This window comes from Nostoc sp. NMS9 (genome assembly GCF_017114995.1).
Taxonomy (GTDB): domain Bacteria; phylum Cyanobacteriota; class Cyanobacteriia; order Cyanobacteriales; family Nostocaceae; genus Nostoc.
In genome coordinates this window covers 1-12973 of the sequence record NZ_JABXKL010000069.1, presented here as the reverse complement: position 1 = coordinate 12973, position 12973 = coordinate 1, and the positions used below count along the sequence as shown (strand labels likewise).

7 protein-coding genes are annotated in these 12973 nt (G+C 40.8%); 5 read left to right on the top strand and 2 right to left on the bottom strand.

The features are described 5' to 3' along the window. The first annotated feature begins 143 nt into the window (after positions 1–143). The 5 genes from HWQ40_RS20440 to HWQ40_RS20420 all read left to right on the top strand — a co-directional run bounded on the left by HWQ40_RS20440 (position 144) and on the right by HWQ40_RS20420 (position 11596). Complete coding sequence (locus HWQ40_RS20440; protein ID WP_292781041.1) at positions 144–1871, top strand: SDR family NAD(P)-dependent oxidoreductase; 1728 nt, start codon at positions 144–146, stop codon at positions 1869–1871. Positions 1872–2092: 221 nt separating this feature from the next. Next, positions 2093–6844 carry a PfaB family protein gene (locus HWQ40_RS20435; RefSeq protein ID WP_292781038.1) on the top strand — a complete coding sequence of 1584 codons (4752 nt, stop codon included), beginning with the start codon at positions 2093–2095 and terminating at the stop codon, positions 6842–6844. Between the two features lie 233 nt (positions 6845–7077). Then, complete coding sequence (locus HWQ40_RS20430) at positions 7078–8754, top strand: PfaD family polyunsaturated fatty acid/polyketide biosynthesis protein (RefSeq protein ID WP_292781034.1); 1677 nt, start codon at positions 7078–7080, stop codon at positions 8752–8754. Positions 8755–8756: 2 nt separating this feature from the next. Next, complete coding sequence (locus tag HWQ40_RS20425) at positions 8757–10271, top strand: thioester reductase domain-containing protein (protein WP_292781032.1); 1515 nt, start codon at positions 8757–8759, stop codon at positions 10269–10271. 521 nt (positions 10272–10792) lie between these two features. Further along, a complete protein-coding gene (locus tag HWQ40_RS20420) occupies positions 10793–11596 on the top strand; it encodes an SDR family oxidoreductase (RefSeq protein WP_292781029.1) in 804 nt (267 codons plus the stop codon). Positions 11597–11662: 66 nt separating this feature from the next. On the opposite strand, the gene hetI is transcribed toward HWQ40_RS20420, so the two are convergent. Further along, complete coding sequence (gene hetI, locus HWQ40_RS20415; protein ID WP_292781026.1) at positions 11663–12373, bottom strand: 4'-phosphopantetheinyl transferase HetI; 711 nt, start codon at positions 12371–12373, stop codon at positions 11663–11665. Positions 12374–12409: 36 nt separating this feature from the next. Next, a complete protein-coding gene (locus tag HWQ40_RS20410) occupies positions 12410–12568 on the bottom strand; it encodes a hypothetical protein (protein WP_292781023.1) in 159 nt (52 codons plus the stop codon). Positions 12569–12973: the final 405 nt, after the last annotated feature.

Sequence of the window (12973 nt, the reverse complement as noted above, 5' to 3'; positions counted from 1 at the left end):
CTCAAACCTAACCCCCAACCCCTTCCCTACAAGGGAAGGGGAGTAAGAATCAAAGCCTCTCCCCCACAGGGAGAGGTTTGGAGAGGGGTTTCAAGAATAAGTTACACATCAAACCCAATTTATGCAGGTATTCACGAGGATTTATGACACAAACAGCCCAGCTTAGTCCATCATCTGTCTTTGTCGTGAGCGGCGGTGCAAAAGGGATTACGGCTGAGTGTACTATCAGATTAGCCCAACAGCAACCCTGCAAATTCATCCTTCTCGGTCGCTCAGAACTATTAGAAAACGAGCCAGATTTTGCTCAAAATTCTGATGAATCCGCATTGAAAAAATGCATCATGGAAAATCTTCTTTCTCAAGGAGAGAAGCCCACACCCATGAATGTGCAAAAAATATATAACAAAATTACTTCCAGTCGTGAAATTAAAAAGACTCTAGCAGCAATTGAAAAAACGGGAGCTAAAGCAGAATATATCAGCGTCGATGTCACAGATATGCAAGCTTTACAAGAAAAACTTGCCGCTGCTGTCCAACATCAGGGCCCAATTACAGGAATCATCCACGGCGCTGGAAATTTGGCTGATAAATTAATTGAAAAGAAAACAGAAGAGGATTTTGAAAAAGTTTACACCGCCAAAGTTCAAGGCTTAGAAAACCTGCTAACTTGCGTCAACCCTAATCAACTTCAGCATTTGGTTTTGTTCTCTTCAGTAACAGGCTTTTACGGAAATCCTGGACAATCTGATTATGCGATCGCAAATGAAATTCTCAACAAATCAGCCCATATATTTAAGCAAACTTATCCCTCATGTCATGTAGTCGCTATCAACTGGGGCGCTTGGGATAGTGGGATGGTGACAGCAGAATTAAAGAAGATTTTTCAAGAGCGAAAAATTGAAATAATTCCCATTGCAGTTGGAGCGCAAATACTCGTCAAAGAAATGGATAATACCAATCATGCAACTGCACAAGTTGTTATTGGTAGTCCACTAGTTCCACTTGCGGCAGAGTTAGATTTAGAACTACGAACCTATCGTATACGCCGCCAAATGACATTGGAGGCTAATCCATTTTTACACGATCATACTATTGCTGGTTCTCCAGTTTTACCAGCAACTTGTGCAATGACCTGGATTATCAATGCTTGTGAACAATTATATCCCGGTTATCGGTTGTTTAATTACCAAGATTTTAAAGTTTTAAAGGGGATTACTTTCAATGAAACATTAGCGAAAGAACATATTTTAGAAATAGAAGAAATTTCTAAATTTAATCTTGAAGGAATCGAACTTAAAGCCAAAATATCGAGTAAAAACCCAGAAGGGAGAATCCATTTTCATTTTAGCGCTCAACTCAATCTCCAGCGAGAAATCCCATCTGCACCAACTTATGAATCTCTCAATCTCGAACAAGATAACATCATCACCGCTACAGGAAAAGCTTTTTACCAAAATGGGGGAGCTACATTATTTCACGGCCCCGCTTTTCAAGAAATCAAAAGAGTTTTAAACATCACTCCTGAAAAAATCACTACAGAATGTCTTTGGCCAGAACTCACCCCACAGCAACAAGGACAATTCCCTGTCCAATGGGTAAATCCTTACACCACTGACTTGAGTATGCACGCCTTATGGGTTTGGACACAACATTTTCATCAAGAAGGTTGTTTACCTGGAAAAGTAGAAAAATTTGAACAGTTTGCAATGATACCACATAACGAAACATTTTACGTTTCTTGTGAAGTAAAAGCTAAGACACCAAGTAGTGCGATCGCAAACTTTATCATACACGATCGCCAAGGGAAAATATACTCACGAATGCTCGGCGCTCATGCCATTATTTGGTCAATGAAAATGCTCAGAAGCTAGTAATCTTCCTTTAAAGCTCAACACCTATAGCATTCCTAAAATCTCTGTGAAATTCTTTCTCTTCTTAACGTCCTTTGCGCCCTTTGCGGTTCGTTAAAAACAGTAATTTTCACAACTCAAATAGTATTGCTATAACTTGCCACTTCAAAGTTTGGGGAACAGCGTAAATCCTGCCTTTTAATTATCTCTTGCTAAATACCCAAACTCGGAGCATATAAATCGTGGAAAAAATAGCCATCATCGCATTATCATGCCTATTCCCCGATGCAAAAAATCCTGAAGAATACTGGCAAAACATCGTTAATCAAAAAGATTCCACATCCTCTGCAACCGTCGAAGAAATCGGAGTAGATCCGACAATCTTTCACAATCCAGTTAAAGGGACACCAGACAAAACCTATTCCCTCAAAGGCGGATACATCCGCAACTTCCAGTTTAATCCTTCTGAATACTATTTACCATCAGAACTTGTTGCTGGTTTAGATAACACCTTCAAATGGTCATTGTATGCAACTAAACAAGCAATTGTACAGAGTGGTTATTGGGGTAATCAAACTGTCCTGGCAAAATGTGGCGTAATTTTAGGTAATTTGTCATTCCCGACAAAATTATCTAATCAATTATTCTCTCCAATTTACCAGAAAGCTATTAATCCTGCTGTCAGAGAACTTTTGCAGTATGAAGACTTTGATTTAGCTGCTCTCGCAAGTGCAACTAAAGCGTCTTTATACAATGCGATGATATCTGGTTTACCAGCATCTATCATTGCTCAAGCCTTCTCCCTCTCCCAGATTAATTTATGTCTGGATGCTGCTTGTTCGTCATCATTTTATGCTATTAAACTAGCATCTCATTACTTATGGTCACACAAAGCTGATGTCATGTTAGCTGGAGCCATCAGTTGTGCAGATTCCTTATTCGTGCGGATGTTATTTTCCGGTGTTCAAGGGTATGCAGAAAACGGCATTAGCCGCCCCTTAGATAAATCCTCTAGAGGGCTAATTCCTGCCGATGGTGTTGGGATGGTGATGCTGAAGAGATATTCTGATGCCGTCAGAGATGGTGATAAGATTCTCGCCACTATCTGCGGTAATGGACTCTCGAATGATGGCAAAGGTAAGCACTTACTGAGTCCGAATCCTAAAGGGCAAATCCTAGCCTTTGAAAGAGCCTATAATGAGGCAAAGTTTAGTCCCAAAACCATCGATTATTTAGAGTGTCACGCCACCGGCACATTGTTAGGAGATACAACTGAATTCAATTCAATAGAAACATTCTTTGGTCAAAATCAAGCTGCGCCTCTGGTAGGTTCTGCTAAGGCAAATACTGGTCACTTGCTAACTGCTGCTGGCATGGTTGGCTTGACTAAAGTGATTTTGAGTATGTCTCATGATGTAATTCCAGCAACCATGAATGTTTCTGAACCTTTAACTTCAGAAAAAAGTACAGTTTCCGCCGATAAAATTGTTAGAACAGCTACGGCATGGCCGAATAATAACGCACCAATTAAACGGGCGGCTATTAGCGCTTTTGGTTTTGGTGGTACTAATTCTCATCTGATTTTAGAACAAGGAACCACAACACAACCAGTTGAATTAACAGCACCTCTTCCAGCTGTGAAAGTCGCCATCGTCGGCATGGATGCCTTTTTCGGTAACTGCAATGGCTTAGATGCTTTTGAACGCAGTATTTACGATGGAACCCAGCATTTTACTTCCCTACCGCCTCAAAGATGGCATGGGATAGAAAATCAAGAAAGTGTCCTGAAAGAGTACGGTTTAGCAGATGGAAAAGCACCACTAGGGGCATATATCAAAGATTTTGAAATCGATACTTTATCGTGCAAAATCCCACCAAATGAAATAGAGAAGTTAAACCCACAACAATTATTGCTCCTGAAAGTTAGCGATCGCGCCGTGAAAGATGCGAAACTACAGGAGGGTGGCAATGTGGCTGTGATTGTCGCTGCCGAGACAGAATTCTCTGTGCATCAGTTACAGCAAAGATGGAATCTATCTTGGCAAGTTAAGGATGGCTTACTCAACCAAGGAATTTCTCTACCTGCTGAACAACTGGCACAACTGGAAACCATCGTCAAAGATAGCATTCACCAACCAGTAGAAATCGGCGAATATGTGAGTCACATCGCCAACATCATGGCAAGTCGGATTTCTGCTTTATGGAATTTCACTGGCCCTGCATTCACCGTCAGCGCTGGCGAAAATTCTGCCCTCAAAGCGTTGGAAGTTGCCCAAATGCTACTCGCTACTGGAGAAGTTGATGCAGTGGTTGTGGGTGCAGTAGATTTAGCCGGTGGTGTGGAAAATGTCTTGTTCCGCAGCCAATTTGCCCCAATTAATACGGGTGTGAATACGTTGGGTTATGACCAGCAAGCTAATGGCTGGACAGTTGGCGAAGGTGCGGGTGCTATCGTCCTCAAGCGCTACGAAGCTGCTAAGGAAGACAACGAACGCATCTATGCAGTAATTGATGCCATGAGTTTCGCACAAGGTAATTCTACTTTGAGTAACGCTCTGGTAAAACCTGATGCCTCAGCTATCAGCAATGTATGCAAGCAAGCTTTCGAGATGGCAGATATTCAACCCACAGAGGTTAACTATGTGGAAGTCTTTGGTAGTGGCATTCCCCAGGAGGATGAAGCCGAAATCACAGGTTTACTGCAAGCTTATCCGAAAGTGGGCAATGGTTTGCATTGTGCATTGGGCAGCGTCAAAGCCAATATCGGCCACACCTATACAGCATCGGGAATTGCTAGCTTAATCAAAACCTCTCTCTGTCTTTATTACAGGTATATTCCCGCCACACCCAAATGGTCTGGTGTCAAAACACCGCAAGTATGGTCAGGTAGCCCCTTCTATGTGGCGATGGAATCAAGACCTTGGTTTGTCGATAAAGGCGGCACACGCAGAATAGCAGCAATTAATAGCATAGGTATAGATGGCAGTTACGCCCATTTAATCTTGTCGGAAGAACCCAGCCAAGAGGAGCGCGACAACAGATATTTGCAACAAATGCCTTTTCATCTGTTCCCTATAGCAGTTAGCGATCGCTCCACCATCCCCGATCTTCTCAACAATCTCCAAAATACCATAGAAGCTAGTTCTTCTTTAGCAGCTACCGCTAGTCAAACATTCGCTACCTTTGAACAGCATTCTAATCCGAAATACGTATTATCAATCACAGGACGTAACACAAAAGATTTACTCAAAGAAATTGAATCTGCCCGCAAAGGTGTAAATAATGCCTTTGAAAACGGCACAGATTGGCAAACACCTTTAGGAAGTTATTTCACAGCGAAACCATTGGGCAAAACCGGAGCGGTTGCTTATGTTTACCCCGCAGCAGTCAATTCTTATATCGGCATTGGTCGCAGCGTCTTCCGCTTATTTCCGAAAGTCTTCGAGGACTTAAAAAGTAACAATCTCTACAATCGGGCAGCCGATGTTGAAAAGCTAGTTTATCCCAGAAGCTTGCCTAAATTGACAACCAGGCAACTAGAAACACTCGAAAAGCAATTGTTAGATGATTCACTGGCAATGTTTGAAAGTGAAATCGCCTTTGCTAGATACATGACAGCAATTTTCCGAGATGATTTTCAAGTCAAGCCGCAATGCGTTTTTGGGTATAGTTTGGGTGAAACTAGTATGATGGTTGCCCAAGGGGTTTGGAGTGATTTTGAGGGCGGAAGTAACACCTTAAACTCATCACCTTTATTTGGCGATAAGTTATCTGGGCCGAAAAATGCTGTGTGTGAATATTGGGGATTAACAGATTCACCAAACAATAATTTTTGGAATACCTATGTTCTCATGGCTACTCCATCGCAAGTTAGAGAATGCCTGAAACATGAGAATCGCGTCTACTTAACTCAAATCAACACACCAGAAGAAGTATTAATTGCTGGTGATGATGCAGCCTGTAAGCGAGTGATTACAACTTTAGGTTGCAACTCTTTCCCCGCTCCCTTCGACCATGTGATACATTGTGAGGCGATGCGATCGCAGTTCGAGGAAATCAAGAAGGTAAACACCTTACCATCGCAAAATCTTCCTGGTATTGTGTTTTATTCTGCCGCCGACTATCAACCAATCGCACTAGAAAGTGATACCATCGCGCATAACATAGCCAAAGGATTGTGCCAAGAACTTGATTTTCCGCAATTAGTTAATCGTGTCTACGGTGATGGTGTCCGAATATTTCTAGAAGCAGGCGCAGGTAACGTCTGTTCACGATGGATTGATAAAATTCTCGGCAACAAAGAACATATCACAGTCTCTCTAAATCGTAGAGGGATGGATGATCATGCTTCAATGGTCAAAGCATTAGCAAAACTACTCAGTCATCAGGTGAATGTGGATTTATCACCTTTGTACAACAAAGCCCAAGAAATCACTAATCAAAATAAAGCAACATTGAGAACAGTTACCTTGGGTGGAAAAGCAATTGCAGCTACAATTTTGAGCGAAGAAAATCGCAAATTTGTTGAAAATTTGGTTGAGGATATTAAGTGCGATCGCTTCAAAAAACAGCATCCAAACATACCTAATCTTCATCAATCTGAAATCACAGATTCTCTTAATACTTACAACCAAATAACCCAAGAAGAAAATTACTCCTCTAACATCTTGCGTCAGCCAGAAGAAGTAAAACCGAAAAATATCATTGATAACGTTTTTGAAACGAAAGAACAATTACAATCTTCTGAGTCAAGTGCAATTAGACAGCAAATTCCTCTTTCTTCACCACCTGTCATCACTCAAAAAATTAGTAGCATCATCAGCATGTTCGATTTAAATAAGACCCAGTATCAAAAACTCAATGCTAATAATTCAAAAATAACTAAAGCGCACACTGCCTTCTTACAAGCTAGACAAGATTACAGTCAGCAAATGAGCGAAATAATTCAATTGCAACTAGCTTGCGCCCAAAACTTGCTTAACGACGAATCCTGATAATTCCAAATGTAAACTCTTGTCAATATGGTTCGGATAAGATCCCCCCGCCTACGGCGACCCCCTTAAAAAGGGAGTAAAAAAAGAAAATAGCCCCCCTTTTTAAGGGGGGTTGGGGGGATCTTCGAGCGATAAACAAGCTAACCGAACCTTATTGAAACTTTTTCTAAGAGTTTACATCCTTCAACCTTCAACTTTATCATCCATTGCTTGTAATCCGAGGGATAACTGCCGTGACAACCGTAGATACGGTACTAAGTAAACACGATAATGGCCTTAATTTCTCTGCCTGGTCTTATAACAAAAACCAGGTTTGGAAAGGTTCTTTAGAAACTGTATCTTTCGAGAAACAAACCATCAAAGATAAATTGATGGTATTAGATAAACCCTGCTACATCGTGAAAGTTGCCGGAAAAATCGGTGTCACGAATGAGGGGTATTTATCCCCTGGTGATAATGGCACAACCGCACAAGTAGAACTGTTAACATTTGCCGCCCCAATCCGCATTCAACAATTTGGAGATCCGAATTTTCTCTCCTCTCATGGAGTAAAATATGCTTACGTTACCGGCGCAATGGCTGGCGGAATTGCTTCCGAAGAAATGGTCATTGCACTCGGAAAACAGCAAATTTTGAGTTCCTTTGGTGCAGGTGGTTTAACTCCAGAACGTTTGGAAGCAGCCATAAATCGCATTCAACAAGCTTTACCTCAAGGGCCTTATGCATTTAATTTAATTCACAGTCCGAATGAACCTGCAATTGAACGTCGGGCTGTCGATTTATACCTCAAATACCAAGTGAGAACAGTAGAAGCATCTGCATTTCTCGACTTGACCCCCAACATTGTTTATTACCGTGTTGCTGGATTGGGTTTGAATAACGCCAATCAAATTGAAATCAAAAATAAAGTCATTGCCAAAATTTCTCGCCGAGAAGTTGCTACTAAATTTCTGCAACCAGCACCAGCCAGAATACTCAAAGAACTTCTGGAAAAAGGATTAATTACTGAGTTACAAGCAACCCTTGCAGCCAAAGTTCCAATGGCTGATGATATTACCGTTGAGGCTGATTCTGGAGGTCATACAGATAACCGTCCCCTGGTTTGTGTGTTACCTTCTATTATTGCCTTGCGGGATGAAATTCAGGCACAATATCATTACCAAATACCCATTAGAATCGGAGTAGCAGGTGGAATTGGGACACCACAATCAGTATTAGCAGCCTTTATGATGGGTGCTGCTTATGTAATGACCGGTTCCATTAATCAGTCATGCGTTGAATCTGGGGCTTGTGAACATACCAAAAAATTATTAGCCCAAGCAGAAATGGCTGATATGATAATGGCCCCGGCAGCAGATATGTTTGAAATGGGAGTCAAATTGCAAGTTCTCAAACGGGGTACAATGTTCCCCATGCGAGCGCAGAAATTATTTGAACTCTACCGCGCTTATGATTCCATTGAAGAGATTCCTTTGGCAGAAAGAGAGAAATTAGAAAAACAAGTTTTTCGCAAAACTATTGCCGAAGTATGGGAAGGAACTGCGGCTTATTTGTCCCAAAAGAATCCTGAGAAACTTGGGAAAGCAGTCAATAATCCTAAACTGAAAATGGCGTTGATTTTTCGCTGGTATCTAGGATTATCTTCTCGCTGGTCTAGTTCTGGTGAAAAAGGTAGAGAAGTCGATTATCAAATTTGGTGTGGCCCGGCAATGGGCGGTTTCAATGACTGGGTACGCGGTTCCTATCTGTCTGAACCAAATAATCGTCAGGTAGTTGATGTTGCTAATCAAATTATGACTGGTGCAGCCTTTTTGTATCGTGTCCAAAATTTGAAAATTCAAGGACTACAAGCTTCCGATTATTACAGTCAGTATCACCCTGTTCGTTCTACATCATTGTTGGAGATTTAAAAATGACTATAAAACAGTCTTTCACAGCAGACGATATTCAAATATTTTTGGTATCTAACTTAGCTAAGTTACTAGGAGTAGCAACTGATGAAATAGATGTCAAAGAACATTTAGAAAACTATGGGTTGGATTCAGCCCAAGCAATGATTCTAGTAAGTAACTTAGAAAAGTTACTCGGATTTCAACCCTCTCCATTGCTTCTGTGGCATTATCCAAATATTGAGGCTCTTTCACAGCGTTTAGCTGAAGAAGTGCAAGATGGTTCACCGATTCAAGATACAAAGGCAGCATCCTCTAATGCCAACGCTGCACCCTCAATTCTAGATTTAAGTGCCGAGGCTGTTCTTGACCCTACCATCCATCCCAGTGCTGCATCTAATGTGCCTTTGGGTGAACCCAAGAACATCTTTTTAACTGGAGGAACAGGCTTTTTAGGAGCTTTTATCATCCGGGAATTGCTACAAGAAACCAATGCGGATATCTATTGCTTAGTGCGTGCTGCTAATGCCGAAGAAGGCAAAAGCAAACTCCAAAATAATCTGCAACAGTATGCAATTTGGCAGGAAGAATTTAATTCCAGAATTATTCCTATTGTCGGCGATTTATCTCTGCCATTATTAGGTGTTGGCTCTGAACAGTTTCAAATTTTAGCTACCAATATTGATACTATCTATCATAGTGGTGCTTTATTGAATTATGTTTTTCCATACTCAGCGCTGAAAGCAGCCAATGTTTTAGGAACTCAAGAAGTTTTGAGATTGGCATGTCAAATTAAAGTCAAGCCTGTACATTACGTTTCTAGTGTGGCTGTTTTTGAATCCACTGCTTATGCTGGCAAGGTTGTTAAAGAACAGGATGAATTCAATCATTGGGAAGGTATTTATCTTGGTTACTCTCAAACTAAATGGGTAGCTGAAAAGTTAGTCAAAATTGCTCGTGACCGTGGACTTCCTGTAACTATCCACAGACCACCACTGATTTCAGGTGATAGCAAAACAGGCATTTGTAACACACATGACTTTATCAATTTGATGACTAAGGGCTGTCTACAAATGGGAAGTTTCCCTGATGTAGATTATATGTTGGATATGTCACCTGTGGACTATGTAAGTAAAGCGATCGTTTATCTATCACGGCAAAAAGAATCCATAGGTAAAGCTTTCAATTTACAACATCCTCAACCCGCCGCTTTGAAAATGCTAGTTGAGTGGATACGCTCTTTTGGTTATTCAGTTGAGATGATTCCTTATGAAAAATGGCAATCAGAGTTAATCAATAATGTGTCTTCTGTAGACAATCCTTTGTATACTCTGCGACCCTTTTTGCTCGAACGTTGGTCTGATGAACAACTGACTATTCCTGATTTGTACTTGCAAGCTAGAAGACCCCATATTAGCTGCCAAGATACTCTCCATGCACTAGCAGGTAGTTCTATTGCTTGTCCCCCAATTGACTCTCAATTATTTCTGACTTATACCGCCTATTTGATTCAAAGTGGCTTCTTAAATATCGCTTAGTAATTCACAACTTAGGTAGGGTGCGTTATGGAAGCTGTAACACATCCTACAAAATAGTTTTATTTAGTCCATGTTTTTAAAACTCAGTACTACTGAATAGCCAATCTTTTAGATGCCAGAAACAACTCATAGACTAACAGCGGCAATTATATTGCCCTGTTTTTTTATGCTCAATCATGTAAATTTTTAGTATTCACCTCTTGACAGAAGTAATTGAGGATAGAATGGTTAGTGTCGGGCATGAAAGTTTGATTTTACCTGCTGCCTTTTGTGAGTAATTAAAAGCCAGCGCTAGCAGTTTTAAATAACTGAACTTTTTTAATGCCCAACTTATTCGATGCATAAATCCTAAATTTGCGTTTGGACTACTACATATATCCAAGGCATCACACAAGCATTTGAAAGGGTAATAACTCAAGACATTTATCGTCAGTTGAGATATTACGCATACTTAATTGTAGAACGAGAACGACTGTAAATGCAACGCAGCTTCATCAAATTGAATTCACCAACATTCTTACATGAACAAAACACATCAAGGACAGAGCAGACAAACTGCCCTTATTACTGGGTCAGCTGGTGGAATTGGCTACCAATTAGCGTGTATTTTTGCTGCTCATGATTATAATCTAGTCTTAGTAGACAGAAATGGGCCAAAGCTAGTAGAAATTGCTGTTAAATTCCAAGAAGAATTTGGAATTTTTGTCAAACCTATTGTTAAAGATTTATCTATATCAACGGCTCCTGAAGAAATTTTTACAGAGTTGCAAAAAGCCGATATAAATGTTGATGTCCTGGTAAATAATGCCGGATTTGGGATTTATGGATTATTTCACGAAACTGACCTAGCAACTGAATTGGAAATGCTACAGGTAAATTTGGTGTGTCTCACCCATTTAACCAAGCTATTCGTGAAGCACATGGTAAAGCAAGGTGAAGGTAAAATTTTAAACGTTGCCTCAGCTGCTGCCTTTCAACCAGGGCCTTTGATGGCGGTTTATTTTGCTACTAAAGCTTATATCTTATCTTTTTCAGAAGCGATCGCTAATGAATTAGAAGGTACTGGCGTCACTGTGACAGTTCTTTGCCCAGGCTCAACCGCATCAGCCTTTCATGAAAGAACTGGGATGGCTGACTCTAAGTTGCTCAAGGGTAAGAAGATGATGGATGCACGAACAGTAGCCGAAATTGGTTTTCACGCCTTAATGAAGGGGAAAACCATTGTTATTCCTGGTTTTATCAATAAACTACTTGCAAAAAGCGTCAGATTTGTACCCAGAAAGCTGGTGACAAAAATTGTCAGAAATATGCAGGAAGATAAGTAGGGGCATTGGGCATTGGGCATTGGGAAGAAAAACTAATGACAAATGACAAATGACAAATGACTAGGATTAATACTGCCAACACTTTAAATTCCAGCCAAAATTCTCTACAGCAATAGCAGCAACATAATTGTTAGCAGGCACTAGTTCAAAAAGACTCCAGTCTTCAGTTATCTGTAACTTGGCTGGTTCTGTGGGAGTCAGCGAGACTTCAACTTGCTCTAACTGGGATAGTCCATCTCCAGTTGCCTTTAAATAAGCTTCCTTACAAGTCCAGTAACGAAAAAATATCTCTTGCTGTTGGTTGGGAGATAGCGATCGCAACATCTCATATTCTCTCGGTAAAAAGAACCGTTTGGCAAGAGCTTCTAGATCAGACATCGGGCGAATATATTCTAGGTCTACACCAATTTGGCGGGTGCAATTCACCGCACACAAACCTAAATCCTGCGAGTGAGACAAGTTAAACGCCAGTCCACTATCGGCAAATGTATCTGCTAATAGTGGTTTGCCACGGTGTTGATAATTAAACCGCACTTGTGACGGCTGGACACCCAAATAGCGACCTAATATAGTTCTGAGAATACCGCGACCAGCGATGAAACGCTGTCGATGTTCCTGAAAATAAAACCGTTCAGCACGAGCCGTTTCGTCACTGGAAAGAGTTGCTGCTAAATTTTGCAACTGTGTTTCTGGTTGGTCAAGTTCTATGCGCCAGACATGAATCTTATCCGGTAACAAAGTTAAATCTGTCGGTGCAGGTAGCCAGAGATGATTCATTGTAATTCGTAATTCGTAATTCGTAATTCGTAATTTTTATCTTTGCCATTGATTGAGCCAGCGCACTTGACCAATCCAATCAGCAGTTTGTGTCTCTACAAGCAGACAATCTAAAGCAGTAATCAAACTAGATAAAGTCCAACTATTTTGGGCAGCTAAAATAATACCATTATGGTTAGGATAACTTTGTGCCAAAACTAAAAAATCGCGGATATTGAAATTCAGCAGGCAGGAGGCTCAGTTGGAACCCACGTTTAAAAACGTGGGATTGATCTTGAACGCAATGCAAGTCGTTGCACTCTACTCGATACAATTCTTCTTTTAAACTGCGGCTCTAAACCCTGCAAATGCAAGTTTTCATTCATACTTCTTTCCTCCTGCCTCGTGCCCTCAGCATAGCTGCCTTTTATTGTAAAAATACACCTTCTTCTAGCAGTAGCCCCTAACAACTGAGTTTCATCAGTTGCATCTAATGGCATCCAATCTGTGGGAGTTCGGGTGACATCATGACCCTGATTAAGCAAAGCTAAATGTAAAGCTTTAATTAGACATCTCCGAAAACAGTCAAAACTGCTTTGTGACTAGCTTACAAGGCGCATT

Excerpts from the sequence above, each read along its gene's own strand:
- HWQ40_RS20440 (WP_292781041.1), top strand. The coding sequence starts at position 144 with ATGACACAAACAGCCCAGCTTAGTCCATCATCTGTCTTTGTCGTGAGC.
- hetI (WP_292781026.1), bottom strand. The coding sequence starts at position 12,373 with ATGAATCATCTCTGGCTACCTGCACCGACAGATTTAACTTTGTTACCG.
- HWQ40_RS20425 (WP_292781032.1), top strand. The coding sequence starts at position 8,757 with ATGACTATAAAACAGTCTTTCACAGCAGACGATATTCAAATATTTTTG.
- HWQ40_RS20420 (WP_292781029.1), top strand. The coding sequence starts at position 10,793 with ATGAACAAAACACATCAAGGACAGAGCAGACAAACTGCCCTTATTACT.